This window comes from Coprococcus sp. OM06-34AC (genome assembly GCF_003462545.1).
GTDB lineage: Bacteria > Bacillota > Clostridia > Lachnospirales > Lachnospiraceae > Coprococcus > Coprococcus aceti.
On sequence record NZ_QTZF01000005.1, the window covers coordinates 231,341 to 248,304 of the forward strand.

A 16,964-nucleotide genomic window follows, 5' to 3' on the forward strand; every position below is an offset into this window, starting at 1 on the left:
CCTGCATCCAGCCCCAACGGGCCGGATATCAAGCACCTCATGCAGCTACTATTTTTATTTTACTATAATCTGCACAGCCTGTGTAGTGCCATTTACAGCAATTACATAGACCGTACACTTTCCTGCGGCCTTTGCCTTTATTCTTCCTTTGGCATCAACTGTGGCAACATTTTTATTTGTACATGCATACAAATACCTTGCACCATGTGTGCCATCAAGCACCTTCTTGCTGGCATCTGCCTTGGTATATCCAGGTTTAAGCTTAATCGTCTGCTTAACTCCCAACACGTAGCTCTTCTGTGGAAGCAGAACCTTCTTGATGTTGGTATATTTGCTGCTATTGGTAACTATATGAAGCATGACACTATTGTCTATATACTTCTTCTTACCATTTACCAGCTTATATGCCTTTACTCTCAGCTTGATCGTATCTAACTTAGCAAGTGATTTGCCATTAATTCTGGATATTGTAACTCGGGTTGCCGATGCGCCCTTTACCGATTTAACAAGACTTTTCGAGCCAAAGTTTACATAGCACTTCTGTGCATATATATCATATCCGTCAGCCTTGTTAACCTTACCCCACACAACTGTCACTTTGTTTCCAGATACTACTGCATGGATATTCTTATTGATACCAGCTGTATTTTGTGCCGGTATTTTTGCTACAAACCTGGCATTGATTTTCATATTCTTATTTGCAGCAACCTTTACCGAAGTTTTTGTACTCTTGAAGCTTCCTGTCCAGCTTCCAAGTTTACAGCTATTTGCCGCCTTTGCTGTGCAGATAAGAACCGTTCCCTCGATCACTGATGCACCATTCTTAACTGTTTTGCCTTCCGCAGTCCTGATTGTGATCGATCCGTTTTCAGTCTTTCCAATAGCTACCTTCACATACCTGAACTTGAATGCCGCGCTTATATTCATGTTCTTTGTCACCGTAAGTTTCACTGTAGTACCAGTCTTGCCTTTGGCATCTCCGCCCCAGGCTGACAGATCACAATGCTTTGCAGGAATTGCCTTGCAGATGATATCTGTGCCTTCCTGAACCAGCTGTCCGTTAGATATCTTCTTACCGTCAGCTGTTGTGACAGTTACCGTACCATTCTTCACTGTGGCAATACTTACCTTCGCATATCTTGCCTTGAAGGCTGCTCCCACTGTGATACTTTCGTCAAGGGCTTTTTCAAATGTGCTCTCAGCCTGATCTGCCGCATCCTCTGTCCATTCGTCAAAGTCATAGTACATATCCGGTGTTGCTGTGTATGTAAGAACAGTTTTCTCGTCAATCATTTCACCGTTCTTCACCTCTGTGCCATCTGGCTTTGTCACCTTTATGTTTCCATGCTCTGTATCTACTATTGTTACAGAGTAAAGCTTAACTGCATCAACTTTAAACTCCATATTCTTTGTGACGTTTACATCACTTACAAGATATGCTCCTGTCTCAGTTCCATCCTCTGCAAGCACTGGCTGGACTGACATGATATTCTCTGACTCCTCTGAATCTTCAGCGTTCTCTGGTTCATCAATGATTATATCTCTGATTCTCCAGCCCTCAGCAGGTGTAATAACAACACTCGCATCTCCGTTCTCTCTTACCATATTATCAAGAACTACGCCATTGTCATTCTTGAATACCACATTGTCTGGTATCTTTGTAAGGTCTGTTATAGTGTAAGCTGTCTCCGGTGTGCTTTCACCACCTGCAGTCTCTATCAGATTATTATCTCTGTCATAATTTCCCTCTACAGGAATGGCATATCCAACTCTGTCAACAAGCTCTGCACTTACCTCTATGCTGTTTGTAACATCATTTAAAAGTATCTCGTTGGTAAATCCAAAGTCAGTGCCAGACTCTTCCTTGACAACCTTTCCGCCTCTGATGTACTTAACTGTCCATGCCTGGATCATATAATCATCAGAAGGTGTTATGGCAAATCTTACATCCTTGCCAGAACCTATTCTCACTAAGTTATTCTCAGCATTTATTGGCTTAAGTCCGCTTATATCTCCATCCTCGCCGACATAACCTGTACTGATGTCTATATTGTCATATTTCTTAACTTCATCCTCATTCTTGAATATTACATTTACAAGAAGTGATGGTGCGATATATGCATATATCTCTGCATCCTTTGTTATGTCTGTCAGCTTGTATGTGAGTTCATCTGAATCAACATCTGCTCCGTCAACTGTCCAGTGCTCAACTGTGTTGTATTCATCCTTCGGTGCAACTGTAATTGTAAGATCCTTATGTCTCTTGAGCTTAACCTCTCCTGATACGATCTCAAGTTCCTCACCGTCAGAAGATGCAGTGATCTTCGCCGATCCGGTTCCTGTTGTACCTACCTTAACTGTATACTCTGGAATCTCCACAAACTTAACATATACTGCCACATCTGTGTAAATAGTCTTCACCTCATAGGTAGTCTGCTCCAGTTCAGTGCCTTCTATAGCCTGTGTACACTCAGGATCAAGATACCAGCCCTCGATCATCTGGCCATCTGCAGGAGCTGCCGTAAATACTGCATCTCCGCCGGATACCTGGCTATCGCCACTTGTGATCTCAGCCTTCTCGTCCAGTCCATATACCGCTGTCACAGTTCCCAGAGCAGTATCATTTGCCTCAAAGGTTATAACTGACTTGAGTTCCTGCTTAGCAAAGTGAGCAACAACATCTATGTCAGATGCCACCTTGTCAACCACAAATACGTTGCTGCCAAGCTCCTCTGCTGTGTAATCCTTTGTTCCCTCTGCTGTCTTTACTGTGTATCCCGTACACTCCATATACAGATCCGGAATAGCCGTAAACTTAAGCATTCTGTCGCCTCTGATATCCGCAGACTCTCCATATAGTGTTTCTCCTGATGTCACGTTCTCTGCCTCTATCTGTCCGGCTCCGTCCGCTGACCATGTTATCTTATACACAGGTCTGTCAAACACAGCCCTCACATCAACTCTCGTATCCTTTGGCACTTTGTATGCAAATATCTTCTCTGCCACGCCCTGACTGATTCCATTTACAAGCCAGTCTGCAACTTCATATCCTTCTGCAGCCGTCGCTGTGAATTCCACATATGAAGCAGCACCTATCATATCTCCTGATTCGAGCACCAGCTTTGTAGATGTGATCATGGCGCTCACCTCACCTGTTCCCTCTGTCTCAGGACCAAATGTGAGTACATCACCAACCAGCTCAAGACCAGCCATAACTGTCACATCAGATGAATCTCCGTCAACCGTGATCTTAAGGGTATCATTTACTTTCTTGTCTGAATATAACTTTATATTCTCCGTCTCGCTTGTCAGCTTATGTCCATTTATGATCCATTCTTTTACATTGTATCCATCATCAGGCACAACCTTGAATGTGATGACAGAATCTCTGTATATGTCTGTGATCTGCGCAGATTTGCTCTCCGTTGCATCACTTATGGTATCTCCTATCTGTATGTATGAAGGGAGATTTTTTCTTGACACATCTGCACTTATAGAGCCGTGTGTCTTTCCTGACGCCTCTCCAGCAGAAGCCTTCTCTATCACTTTCAGAGAATACTCAGCCTTCACGGATGGTGATATCTTTCTGTATGTGGCATTTACTGTCACATCCCCTGTAAATCCATCTGCCGGAGCACTCCACGTAAACGTGTATCTCTCTGTTCCGGACTCAGCATCCGCAGTCTCAGCCAGCTTTCCTTCTCCGCTGTTCTCCGCAAGACTGAATACATCCTCTCCTGCGTAATTTACCTTTATGTCAGCTATCTCATAATTTCTCTTCACCGCAAATGTGAATTTCAGATCATCCTTACTTGCATATGCGATACATCCGCCATTTGCCAGATCAGAATCTCCTGACCTTGCAGTCATCTCTGTGTCATTTCCTGATGTCCACGACACAACCGGCTGTTTGTAGAAGTATACGACAACCTTTGTATCCTTGCCGAGATATTCTAGTTCATACCTCTGGGCGCCAGCACCTTCTGCCTCAGCATCAACCTTCTCGCCATTTACCTCCCAGTATGCTATCTCGTAGCCTTCATTTGGAGTTGCTGTAAATACTATGTCACTACCCTGAAGCTGCTTGTCACCGGATACAAGTGCGTCTGTACCTCCGGTAGCCACAGCATCTACTACACCGGCTGCATCATCATCCGCACCATATGTCACCTTGTATCTGTTCGGCGCAGTGTACTTAACTGTATAATCGAGGTCTGAAGCTATATCATACACTGTCATCGTCCTGAGATCCGCTGATACAGTTCCAAGTTCCTGTCCATCTGCTGCTGACCATCCGTCGAGAAGAAGTCCTGACGGAACTGTAACCTGAATGGTTACGTTGTCGCCTCGGCTGACTTCATATATACCGTCTTCACCGCTCTCTATAATCACTGTGCCGTCAACTCGCTGAGCCTTGACTGTGACATCCACACCTGTTGTCACTGTAGTCTTTCCATCGCTTCCAACAGTTACAGGCGAGACTGATATTTTAAAATTCTGTGCTTCTGCAAAATATGCCGTGATAAGTGTATCCTCGCTGATCTCCTCTGCATCATATGTGAGAGATGTGTTATTTGTCACTCCATCTTCCGCGAGAACGGTCTCCGGAACTCCATCTTCTCCCGTAACAGTCCAATGATCCAGAACATATCCTGCTGCCGGAACCGCAGTGAGTCTTACCTTCTGTTCTATATGAATGTTTGCACCTGAACCGAACGATTTTCCAATTGTTCCATCCGTCACATAGTTTGCTTTGAGTGTTCCATGAGCCTCATTGTCAGGCTTGTATGTCAGCTTGTGATATACAGGCTCAAAGTTTACTGCTACATTCATGTTTGCTTTCAGCTTATCCATCTGGATCTGGTCATCGCTGCACGCCTTGCCACCGGATGTTCCACACTGTGGATCCGTAACTGTCTTTCCATTTAGTGACCAGCTCTTAACCTTATATCCCTTATGAGGAGTAGCAGCTAAAGTGATCGTTGAGTTCTCAGGGAGTCTTGTTCCACTGTCAACTGTGAGTCCGTCACTGTTTTCATTTCCAGGCTGCTGGTACTTGATTGAAACTGTGCCATGTGTATTTGCCGGCCTGGCAGTGACGGTGTACACGTTTCCTGTCAGTGTGTATGATGCTTTAACCAGGTTTATTATATAGTTCTTCTCAAGTTCATTCATAACCTGTGAATGCTGATCGCCCACCTTGACGTATGCAACATCTATATCATATATACCCGGCAACAGCCCACTTACTCCATATGATCTGAGCTCGTAATCCCTGTCTCTCTGAGGCATTATGTCGGTATCCCATGCCTTGAGACCTGTTATCACCGCATCCTCGCACTCTCTTACAGAATCATTTACACTTTTCTCTGTATCCTGGGCAGCTATCTCAAGCTGTGCCCTTCCAACATTTATATTCTTCTGAGTCTTGTCTCCGCCATTTGATGCCGTTATCTGGAACATTCCAATAGACTTCGGTATAAACACGCCGTTTGCAAGTTCGTATTTGTCTGTGTCCTCAAATTCTCCTGTCTTATTATTCTTTATCTTAACTGTGTATTCTGAATCGTCCGTGATATCCTGAAGCTTTCCTGTATTGTCGTATGACACTTTCTCCAGAGACATCTTCACTGAATCTCCGTATCTTACATTATCCTGCATGGTCAGATTCATGTTCGTCTTTCCCTCAAATGAGGTATATATAGACATCGAGTCAGATATACTGTCGTTGTACTGTTTGTTTCCTGCAAAGTATACATATACGTTGTATATTCCCTGTCCGGATGGCTCCCACTGTGCAGTATAGCAGCCATTTGCTCTGTCGTACTTACCAGCTATGCGCTTGCTCTCAGGCCCTGTAATGACAAATTCCACATCTCCCTGTACATCCTCACCTGACAGTGATTTTGGCTGACAGCTGAGTGTGATCTTGTCTCCTGTATATGTGACCTCTGCCCCTGTGGTCTCAGATCTCACCGTCTTGGTCTGATATACTGATTTGAGATCAGTCTGGACCACCTTGACAGTATCTGACACATTCAGAGTCTTCTTTGAAGTCATCGTAAAACTTCCGCTTTCACTATCTGCCACATAATAGTACACCGTACTGTCTTCACTTCCCGATGTGTTTCCGAGGAGATAGAAGTTCTTGCTGCCATCCTCTGATACCCATTTTGCGAGTATCCTGTCATATGTAACATCATCAGATGCATATGACACCTTTTCACCTGCATAGTCATCTGCATTTACGCTGGTCAGCTTGTAAGTATTGCCATCAATATCTGCGATGAAATCTGATTCACTCACACCATATGCCGCGCCACCCACATCAGATGCTTTAAATGTCTGTGATTCATCCACGTAACCATCGCTGTCCTTTTTGACGCTTACGCTGCATGGATAGTAATTCTCGTTACTATCTTTCCACATATAGTTTGTTCCGTCGCTGACAAGAATATATTCCCTGACTCCGGATGTTACTGTTATAAGATTTCTCTCCTTAGTCACGTTCTCCACCTTTGTAGTCTCTGAGCCCGATGCCCTGACTACGCTGCCATCCGACAGATCTTTATTCTCGGTATCGTTGTGCGCCAGAAGCATGACCTTGCTGTCCGCCTTATTTACAGTGAGTGTCGCAGTCTTGGTGTAGAGTGTGATGTCGTTGTAATAAACTCTGCATCGATATTCGTTTCCATCCATTTCATCACTTACATCAGTAAGTCTGAGCGTAGGATTGCTGCCTCCTGTCGATACGCTTCTCCATCCATTATCTGTATTAACCTGCCAGTTGTATCCAACGCTCTGGTTTACTCCATCCCCATCATAATAAACCGCATTTGCCGCAAATTCTGCATTTCCACCCGCAAACGTATTTGTATCATCAGGGTTCTTTGTTATATGGAAATTAGAACTGTCCTGAAGTGTCGTCGCGGTTGCCGGACGGCTGAACAGACTCTTTGAACCATTTGCCTGAAGAGCCCTCACTGCAAATGTGTAAGTCCTGTTGGAATATAGTCCCTTCACTTCATAGTCAGTAACTGTATATGGCACAACTGCCTTGCTGTTGTAATTACCTCCTGCATCAACGATACAGACCTCATAGTAATCTGCATCATTGGACGGTGACCACTCAAGACTGACACTGTTTCTCGTTGTGTCGACAACAGAAAGTCCCATCGGCATACGCGCCGGACGAACAACATTCTTAACATCATAGCCAATGACGAACACTGAATCACTGTCGCTGTTCAGCTTTGCAGTGTTCACTCGCAGCTGCCAGTCAAATGAGAAGCCTGTGCAGTCTGCCGGAACATTGTCCACCGTTCCACTGTATGTAACACCATTCGAGCTTACATAGGTGTGACCAAGACCCGCATGCTGGCTTGATGTCACACCGACGATGACCTTATTACCGAGTCCTCCGCCTCCGGCACCAAGCTTTTCGTTCGCCTCAATGAACACTTCAGTTGAATACTCGTTCTCATCAGTCACAGATATCGTCTGAGTCTGATCTGCACCAGAGCTGGCATTTACAGAAGAATAATTGTTATTTCCACCTGACTGATAGGCGTACTTTAATTTACCTCCAAGAGTCTGGTATGTAGCAGGGTCTCCCGCTGTGTTATTCAGAATATTATTATATATCTCGTTGAGCCCCTTGCTCCTTCTTGCAACCTTGTCGTAATCTGCCACATCTATGATTGAAGTTGAAGGTCCGAGACATACCGGCATAACCACCGGCTCCCATTTTCTCGCAATCGGATCATATATGGAGTATTCGTAATACATATATTTCAAACAGTACAGAACGACCTGATCAGAACCTCCACCTGCGGCATTATATGTTATCTCATATTCCGTTGTCTTTGTATTTGCATATTCAAAGCTTGCTCCATACGAAAGTTCAACCTCTACCTCACCTGCTCCGATGAGCTGGATCTCCGACGACACATACGCGCCAACTGATATTGACAAGTTAGCTGATACCGTGTTCGATGAACCTTTGCTTGTTGAATATGATGTTCCACCGTTATTTACATATTCATATACTTCCTGAACATCATCAAAATACGGACTTGCCTGAAGGATTGCATAGACCTCTGGATTTGTGTATACCGGATACTCTCCCTCGTACTTTAACCGCACACTGTCATTATCAATATCCGGAAGACACAGTGAAACAAATGTTCCATACATATCCTGTCTGCTGTTCGACTGGCATACTACACCCTCCTGACTGCTGTATGGGCTGCCGCCATCCATAGAAAATGTCGCTATGTCCAGCCAGTAATAATCATCTTTATCATTGAGTTTCTTCTCTCTGTGCACTCCCACAACGCACACAAAACTCTGTCTGTAATTGTTCCCCTTGGCATCCTTATCGACACAGCCAACCCTGACATCGCCGATCCACACCTGATCTTTTTTCTTCTTGTCGTTGCCCTGATTGCGCTGGTCGGTACATATACTCATGCTTCCTATCTCCGAACCTGTTATTCCGCCATCTTCCAGTGAGAAAGCATATACCTCTGCGCCAAAAAGCACACTGTCATTTTCATTATTGCCGTTCATGCCCTTAAGGTCTGCACACGCAAGCGCCATAGGTGCATTCACAGGTCTGTAATATTCGTTACTTTTAACCTCGTGATATTTCACGATTTCTTTACTCTTAGTCCCCAGGCTTCTCGTATGATAATCTGACAACACATAATTATCCGTCAGACTATCGTAGTATACGTATCTGTATGCAGCCTGCGTGGCTTCATATTCCCTCTGCACATATTGAGAATTGCTTGAATAATATCCACCAACTATAAGTCCTGTGACCATGGCTCCTGATCCAGGATACTTAAACCGGCCAAATGCACAATTTGCAGCATACATTCCATAGTTCTGTTTTCTGCCATCTGTGTCTCCAAGTGACACTTCATTCAGACCTTCTATAGGGACAAGTCCGCCGTCTTTATATGTATAGACGGTCATATGACCTGCCTTTGCCATGTTGTAATTCAGAACTGATCCAGATACGGCAACCGCGGCCTCATCCCGGCCATCCTGCTCCAGATCACCGCCGGCCAGAGTTACCACAGGAGCTCTTCCTATTCCATAATCACACCACGATCCACCCGTTCCACTTTCATAATTAGATGCAAGCCCGCCCGGTATGCTTATATTATTTCCCTTTGTGAACCTGCCGTTTCTCTTGCCATAATATACATCGACTATGGCATAGCGTATGTTCTGATCGTTTATATTTCTATCCTCGTAAGTTCCACAGTATACGAGAAGATCTTCAAAACCATCTCCATTCAGATCGGCCTTTTCGATCTCAAACATCGCATCCAACTCCTGCTGGTATCTTCTGATAAAATACAAAAGTCCATCGCCATATGTAGAATTCTTGTTTAAAGTAGGGGTAAGCGTAGCAATTGAAGATCTTGTACCATCAGCTGCTATCTTGAAAATACTCACATCTATCTTTCCGCGGTACTCCTTGCCATCTATGACAGTTTTAATACTTTTCCATCCAGCTGGACCGAATACTTTATCTCCATGTACTCTTAGCTCCGCAACGTAGTTGGTTTTTCCGTCGCCTCCATCAAATGCAACGCTTGTCGCATACAGGCCGTTAAAACCATTACTGTCCTTTTTTAGAACATTTCCCATGTTGCTGCTTATGTTACTGTCTCCCGATCCGCCGTGTTCCACTTTCACATTATCTTCGCCAAGATCATAGAAACCATACGCTCCGTACAGATTGCCAAGGCTGCTGTTTACCTTTGTAGTCCTGTCCTTGAAATCTCCAATCCTGTCAAATCCGTCTCGCACAGTGTACTTGTTTCTGTAATTGCCGTTTGCCGCAACGTATACCTCATTCACCTCTGCAAATGTAGATATATTATCCTTGTCATACGGCACCGCAGCTTTGCTTTTGTCTATATCGGTGCTGAGACCCAGAGCTTTGTATGTACTCTCGTCAATCTCTGTCTCGACCACCGTCTTGCCTGTTTTCTTCGAGCTGTCCGCCGCGTATGCTTTTTGTCCGGGAATAAATCCGGACAGCATAGATAGCACCATACTGGCCGTCAGCGCCCAGCTTATCGCCCTCTTTCTCATAATTTCTTCCTCCCTTTCACTTAAAAAACTAACCATGAGCACCAGCCGTTTTAAGCTGCCACATTCTGATATCAATAATATATTTACAATTATAATTGCTATGTTTTTCCATGTACACTAACCAAAAGGCTAGTAACAGGCGTGAAAACAACTTTTTTGCAAAAAAATCCACAGAACGTACCGTCTATACTGTACGCCCTGTGGATCGTAATAAACATCTAAACTATTCTGTTACATGCCATATATGAAAGGATCATTCCACCGACTTAAGCGATTCCGCCATATTTATCTTATCAAGCTTGACTGACATAACTCTGTTGACAAGAAAATTGAACACAAATGTCAGAACGATACTGTACACATAGCTCATCGGCGCTATATATGTATCAAATGCGACCATATCCACCTTGATCTGTCCTATGACAAATGCATGCAAAAACACTCCAAGCACAAGTCCCACAGCGATTCCAAATGTCGTCAGGACTCTGTTCTCCCTGAATACATAAGCTGAAGTCTCGTTTTTGAAAAATCCCAGAACCTTTATGGTTGCTATCTCCCTGATTCGCTCTGTGATATTGATATTTGTCAGGTTGTAGAGGACGATAAATGCAAGCGCACCAGCCGATAGTATGACTACAATTACTATATAATTCAGACTCTCCATCATCTTGGATATCCTGTTCTTCATATCCTTGTTGATAGTCACTGACGCTGTTGCTGCATCACCCATAAGATCAGCAGATATCTCGTGCGAATCTGCGCCTTCCTCAAGATTGAAGTACACCGATTTGTACTGAGGTGCTTCCCCCATCTGATCCTCATATGTTTCAGGTGATATATACACATAGTTGTATACATGATTCCTGAATATGCCTGATACGGAAACTCTTATCTCTTTCATCTCGCTGTCTCTGACCGTTATTACATCGCCTGTTTTGAGGTCGTACTGTTCTGCCAGCGCAGTATTGATCACAGCTTCCCCTTTGCCCGGATATTCTATCTTCGCACCATCTTTATCCGCCAACTTCATATACCTGTCAACGTGCTCAGGTTCTTCCATGATGACCATGTTCACGGACTTTACACCACCATCACACACCAGATCCCAGGTAGATTCACTGACGAGATCATAGCAGGAGGTATCCTCCTCCAGCCGGTCTTTCAGACTACTGAAGCGCTCATCTTCTCTATCACCCGCAATCGATGTATTCAGCGTTATCACTCCATCTCCGACCTGTATCTCCCCATATTGATTGTCCGCAAATCCGCTTATGGAATCATTTATTCCAAAGCCTGTGAGCAGCAGCGCAGTACAGCCGCTTATTCCTATTATCATCATAAAAAAACGTTTCTTATATCTGAATACATTTCTGACACTTACCTTTCTCAGAAATTTCAGTCTCTTCCATATAAATGGGATATGCTCAAGGAACACCCTCTTGCCCGGCTTCGGAGCCTTAGGCCTCATAAGACTTGCCGCAGTCTCAGAAAGCTCGTATCTGCAGGAAAACCAGGTTGTACCTACAGTGCACAAAAGGGATGCTGCCAGCACGCCAATAACCAGCGTCCAGTCTGTGGTTCTCTCAAGTGGCACATGTATATACATCATATGATATGCATACCAGATAACCTCCGGAAATACATATGTACCTATAAGATATCCACCTGCACATCCTACTACAGCCGCAGTTCCCGAATAGATCATATATTTTCCCATGATCGCCGCCTTGCCATAGCCGAGAGCCTTCAGCATGCCTATCATAGAGCGCTGTTCCTCAACCATTCTGTTCATGGTAGTCATACACACGAGCACGGCAACCAATATGAAGAATACCGGAAATACCTTTGCAACTCCATTTACTATATCTGAATCGCTCTCAAAGCAGACATATCCGATATTCGTCTCTCTGCCGAGTATGTAATAGTTCACACCATCTGCATCATCCAGCGTTATGTCCTTCACCATATCCTCCGTCATACCCTTTGCCATGAGGATATCCTTATACCTGTCTAACACACTGGTCTTACATATTGACTCCCATTCGTCTTTCCTGTCGTCTATATAGTCTTCGTACTCATCGGAATACAGATCAAACTTTCTGTCAAATTTCACATATACATCGGTGTAGCATTCGCTGTCAAATGCTTCAGGGCTGACATATACAAAGCCCGCGATCTTACCGTTTCCAAGTGTTGTGGTGCCTCTCTCAAAATTAATATAAAGAGGGGAGTTGACAGTTCCGACAACAGTGAACTTCTTCACCTTCAGTATATCCTGTGTACTGCCGCCCTCGCTTTCGTTTCCCGAGTCAGCGATATCACTGTCTGTTTTCCCGTCAGACTTGCCTTCTGCTGCATCGTCATCTGCCACCTCTATGACATCACCTATCTTTATACTGTCCATCTTGGCATCTACAACACATTCATCTTCCTTTTCCGGCATGCGTCCGTCCACAAGACTCAGTTTGTTGATGTTTTCCGGAACTGACATAGTCTTCAACACCCTGTCATTTTCACCCTGGTTCTTGTATAGGACGTCCAGGCTGTAACCACCCTCTGCGTACAACACATCCTTCTCCCCGGCAAATGAATCCACATCATCATCCGTGTATCCCAGAGTTGACAGAAGATGCAGATCATAGAAATTTCCCTCGTCAAGGAATTTTGATATGGTATTCATCATATCCGGCTTCGTCATCTTGAGCCCCGAGAAGAATCCCACGCCCAGGGCTATGATCGCCATGATGGCTGCAAATCTTCCAAATGTATTTTTTATCTCACGAAATGTCGTGCGTCTCATCATTGATTTCATAGGCCACCTACCATTCCAGATCTTCAACGTTCTTGATGTTATCATTCATAACCACTTTCTCCACAGTTCCGCTCTTAACCGTGATGACTCTGTCCGCCATGGCTGTGAGTGCCTGGTTGTGCGTTATGACTATAACTGTCGTTCCCGTATTTCTGCATGTATCCTGAAGGAGCTTCAACACCGCCTTGCCCGTGTTGTAGTCAAGCGCGCCCGTCGGCTCATCGCAGAGCAGGAGCTTCGGATTCTTCGCCAGAGCCCTTGCTATGGCAACCCTCTGCTGCTCACCTCCGGAGAGCTGTGCCGGGAAGTTCGCCATACGATCCTCAAGTCCCACCTGCTTCAGAACCGTTGCAGCATCCAGCGGTTCCTTGCAGATCTGGGCTGCAAGCTCCACGTTCTCAAGTGCTGTGAGGTTCTGTACCAGATTGTAGAACTGGAACACGAATCCCACATCATACCTTCTGTATGCCGTGAGTTGTCTCTTATTCAGAGTTGATATCTCTCTGCCATCCAGCTTCACGCTGCCGCTTGTCAGAGTATCCATACCGCCAAGTATATTCAAGATAGTAGTCTTGCCCGCACCAGAGGCTCCGACTATGACGCAGAACTCTCCCTTTTCTATCTCAAAATCCACATCGCGGAGAGCATTGATCTCCACCTCTCCTGTCTTATATACCTTCTTAACATCTTTAAATTCTACGTAGCTCATCTCACACCATCCTTCCACTGTTCTTTCTTACAATCTCATCCAGACTCCACAGCCTTGCCTCGGTCACCCTGTCAAATTTGATCTCTATCCACTCTTCCGTTCCAGGCTTATATATTCCCGCAAAATCATCATTTTGTATTATCTCACAGTCCATCTCCAAAATAAACTTCTCTTCATCATCAGAGAGAACGACAACTGTAAAATCCAGATTTTCTTCCCCCGGCAAAATGTACCGATTTATCAAATGCCCCTCCAGAAGTCCGGGATCGTCAACAAACAAAACTATATGCCTATATCCGCCTACATTCTCGCTATTCACAAAATAATCCAGAGTACCATTTCTTTTCTGAAGCTCATTTGCCAGCATGTCTAACAAGCCCTTCACATCAGCTTCTCCTGCGGCAAAAGAGATTTCTCCATTCTTACGGTCCGCCAGATAAAGCTCATCATATCCTACCCATTCACCATCACCCGGATCACAGGCAAATGCTAGCTGAATCCTGTCATTTGTCTCATTTATCTCAAGCTGGCCTATGATATTTCTCGCTATATCAAATGCACTCTTTTTATTTCCATCACTTACTATTCCTATAACCCCGGTACGGCTGAGATCCAGCACCACCGGCAAGTCGTGGATAACTGCCGTTTTTATCTTCACCTCATTTGCAACGTCTGTGAGCTGTACCTCTCTCTCCCGCTTTCCGCCAGCCTCCTGAACCACCACATGATCAGATATATCCACACTGCCAAGCCCCAGTCTGACCATAAGATGATTGCAGGCCCTCGATCTATTCAGACATTCAGCCTGCGCCTCCGAAAAAAGGATTTGGACTACAGGATTGAATCTATCTCTCATATTATCCAAAATTTCCGTCTTATCGATCTCGATCAATCTGCACAAATGCTTTGCATAATTATTTCTCCTGATAGATTCAAGCTCCCCACGTTTCTCTTTCCCCGGTCTTGTCGAAAAATCCGCTATAGTACCCGGGATTACCCGCATCACTCCGAGGCCAATACACATAAGTATGAGCATAATGAAACCATACAGATCTATGCCGGCGAATCCTATTGGATGCCAGCGCCCTCTATAGTAATACCCTTTCATGTCAGGATTCCTGCCCTTACCATTTACTGCCATAACTATCACGATCACAGCGATCACTGCCACAATGAGAATTTCCACCAGAAGTATCTTCATATTAAGCTTGTTCTGATTTTGGGGCGTAGAGGCCTTAGGCAGTACAAGCTTGTCCGGCGGCAAAAGCTTCTCATCCAGCTTACCCGTTTTTCTGACCTTATCTGTTGTTTCCGTTCCTTCCGCATTCTCCATATTTTTCATATTCCCCATGTGTCCCAAATCTATTATCCCATCAACACTCAATATATTTTAGTTCGAAAATATATCAGTCTGTCAAGTCCGACAATGTATCCCATAAATATTTGTTATATATATTATACATCAGTAACCCCATATTCAGAAATTAAATTTATATATTGCTGTTCCCACGACAAAAAAGTCCCCCATACCTGCCTGATGCAGATACAGGGGACCTTTGTCTCATATACTATTTATGCTTTTTTGACTTTGGTGTAGCCGGTTCTTCAGCTGCTACAGCGTTGTGATTTGCTGTTGCATATACCTTCTGAACTGCTTTCTTTTTCTTCAATGGATGCTTTGGATTTTTATCCATTTTGAACACTTCCTTTCTGTTTTCCTAAAATGTTATATAACAGAAATCTGCAGTGCATATGCCGAACGGTCATCTGCACCACCGGTTGTGCTATCCTTTTCTTATCTTTGACTATGTTATAGTCCTCTATGCTAGCAATGTCAATAGGTGAGTGCTAATTATTTTGTGAAGATTTTGTGAAGATTAGGTACTCGCATATTAACCGGGAAAGCGTACTGCCCCTCGGCAAAGATATGGTTCAGATACCCCCAATTTCCCCGCGGTTCATTGACACCATTTTCTCAATTGGATATATTGTGGGTGTTATTAGCAAAAAGGAGCTGACAGCCATGCCAAGTCATTCCTTGAAAACAAGGCCATAAAGACCCCCGATGCAAATCGGATTATAGAGGCAAATATAGTCTACAATGTAAAAACCGGCGAACAGCTTACCAGGAGAAGACAAACTGCCAAAGGCTTCGAAGAGCTTCTTGACTGTGCCGGTGTCCTGTTCCTTGAAAATAACCAGACAGGAAATCTGAGGAGATTGTAATTCAAAGGCAATATATTCAAAAAATCCTCTCAGATCATTGTCAGCCTGCTCGGATATCTCTAATTCATATATCATATTCCATAATCCTTACGAATGTCAGTAAAGGCCTTTTTAGCATTTTTCGTCCGTCCAGCCTGCATATCCGCATATCCTTTCTCCAATTCTTCATCGAACTCTGCATCTGATAATGTGCTGATGTCAACAGGTCTGTCATATGGTATTTTTACCTCAAATGGAAGTCCTCTCTGTAAGATAATCTGTTTATAAAACATATTTATAGCACTAGAAGCAGGGATACCCAGTGTAGCCAAGATACTTTCTGCTTTTTCTTTGACATCTGGTTCAATCCTTGCATATAAATTTGCAGATTTTGTAGCCATATAAAGCATCTCCTTTCATAAGTAGTGTTTCCATGCTTCCCACTCTTTAATGTTAATTGCGCTACGGATTGTTTTATATCATTTTTCCCTCAAAATCCTGTAATTCGTGAAATATATTATCTACTATAATACGTTCTCCTTCTATTCGATATAACATAAAATATCTATGTCTTTCAAAATTAATTCTTCTATATCCCAGCTTTCTCAAGCGCAGATTATCACATAGTTTCAAACTTGAAGCAATTTTTTCCAAACTTCTTTTCGTATTCTCAAAGTCCTGAAGAACATTTGCTGCAGCCTGTTTACTATGTTTTTCAAATAAGAGATATTGAATAAAATTATCCAAATCATTCTCTGCATCTTTTGTCAAAACCACCTCATAAGTCATACTTCTTCCTCATATCATCTATCACAACATCAGCATCACGACATTCACCTTTTTCAGCATGTTGTCTTGACTTCGCCAGTTTGTCTATCATCTGTTCCTCTGTCATTGCCACATATGGATCTGTAACAACCCTTTTTATCTCAAATGGAAATCCATTATTTGCAACTGCCTGGGTAAGAAAAATTCTTATAGCTGTCGTAGTATCTGTTCCAAGATCATGAAATAATTTATCTGATTTTGACTTAAGATCATTGTCTACCCTTACCTGTATTGTGCTTGCCATTCTCATGCACCTCCTAGTATTAATAATATGCAACTTCACCGCTTCTTTAT

At 43.7% G+C, this 16,964-nt stretch carries 9 protein-coding genes; all 9 read right to left on the minus strand.

Annotated elements, in window-relative coordinates:
* Positions 1 to 54 precede the first annotated feature (54 nt).
* Positions 55 to 10,116: an InlB B-repeat-containing protein gene (locus DXB91_RS10160; RefSeq protein ID WP_158564598.1), complete on the minus strand. Its 10,062-nt coding sequence runs from the start codon at positions 10,114 to 10,116 to the stop codon at positions 55 to 57.
* 253 nt (positions 10,117 to 10,369) lie between these two features.
* Complete coding sequence (locus DXB91_RS10165; protein ID WP_187115873.1) at positions 10,370 to 12,973, minus strand: ABC transporter permease; 2,604 nt, start codon at positions 12,971 to 12,973, stop codon at positions 10,370 to 10,372.
* Positions 12,936 to 13,637 (minus strand): ABC transporter ATP-binding protein, encoded by a 702-nt coding sequence (locus DXB91_RS10170; RefSeq protein ID WP_117551086.1) that lies wholly within the window; start codon positions 13,635 to 13,637, stop codon positions 12,936 to 12,938. Before DXB91_RS10170 ends, DXB91_RS10165 begins: the two co-directional genes overlap by 38 nt.
* A gap of 1 nt (position 13,638) precedes the next feature.
* Positions 13,639 to 14,970: a hypothetical protein gene (locus DXB91_RS10175; protein ID WP_118017850.1), complete on the minus strand. Its 1,332-nt coding sequence runs from the start codon at positions 14,968 to 14,970 to the stop codon at positions 13,639 to 13,641.
* Between the two features lie 235 nt (positions 14,971 to 15,205).
* On the minus strand, positions 15,206 to 15,331 hold the full coding sequence (locus DXB91_RS14570) for a hypothetical protein (RefSeq protein WP_278321130.1): 126 nt from the start codon (positions 15,329 to 15,331) through the stop codon (positions 15,206 to 15,208).
* A 337-nt stretch (positions 15,332 to 15,668) separates the two neighbouring features.
* Positions 15,669 to 15,938, minus strand: coding sequence for a hypothetical protein (locus tag DXB91_RS14445; protein WP_118017852.1), 270 nt, complete (start codon positions 15,936 to 15,938; stop codon positions 15,669 to 15,671).
* A complete protein-coding gene (locus tag DXB91_RS10185; RefSeq protein ID WP_118017854.1) occupies positions 15,935 to 16,243 on the minus strand; it encodes a type II toxin-antitoxin system RelB/DinJ family antitoxin in 309 nt (102 codons plus the stop codon). The genes DXB91_RS14445 and DXB91_RS10185 overlap by 4 nt, the downstream gene beginning before the upstream one ends.
* Before the next feature lie 73 nt (positions 16,244 to 16,316).
* On the minus strand, positions 16,317 to 16,631 hold the full coding sequence (locus tag DXB91_RS10190; protein ID WP_015534077.1) for a type II toxin-antitoxin system RelE/ParE family toxin: 315 nt from the start codon (positions 16,629 to 16,631) through the stop codon (positions 16,317 to 16,319).
* Positions 16,621 to 16,914, minus strand: coding sequence for a type II toxin-antitoxin system RelB/DinJ family antitoxin (locus DXB91_RS10195; protein ID WP_015534078.1), 294 nt, complete (start codon positions 16,912 to 16,914; stop codon positions 16,621 to 16,623). Before DXB91_RS10195 ends, DXB91_RS10190 begins: the two co-directional genes overlap by 11 nt.
* Between the last annotated feature and the right edge of the window lie 50 nt (positions 16,915 to 16,964).

Coding starts and splice junctions, on each gene's coding strand:
- DXB91_RS10160 (WP_158564598.1), bottom strand. CDS start 10,116: ATGAGAAAGAGGGCGATAAGCTGGGCGCTGACGGCCAGTATGGTGCTA.
- DXB91_RS10165 (WP_187115873.1), bottom strand. CDS start 12,973: ATGATAACATCAAGAACGTTGAAGATCTGGAATGGTAGGTGGCCTATG.
- DXB91_RS10170 (WP_117551086.1), bottom strand. CDS start 13,637: ATGAGCTACGTAGAATTTAAAGATGTTAAGAAGGTATATAAGACAGGA.
- DXB91_RS10175 (WP_118017850.1), bottom strand. CDS start 14,970: ATGGAGAATGCGGAAGGAACGGAAACAACAGATAAGGTCAGAAAAACG.
- DXB91_RS14570 (WP_278321130.1), bottom strand. CDS start 15,331: ATGGATAAAAATCCAAAGCATCCATTGAAGAAAAAGAAAGCAGTTCAG.
- DXB91_RS14445 (WP_118017852.1), bottom strand. CDS start 15,938: ATGATATATGAATTAGAGATATCCGAGCAGGCTGACAATGATCTGAGA.
- DXB91_RS10185 (WP_118017854.1), bottom strand. CDS start 16,243: ATGGCTACAAAATCTGCAAATTTATATGCAAGGATTGAACCAGATGTC.
- DXB91_RS10190 (WP_015534077.1), bottom strand. CDS start 16,631: ATGACTTATGAGGTGGTTTTGACAAAAGATGCAGAGAATGATTTGGAT.
- DXB91_RS10195 (WP_015534078.1), bottom strand. CDS start 16,914: ATGGCAAGCACAATACAGGTAAGGGTAGACAATGATCTTAAGTCAAAA.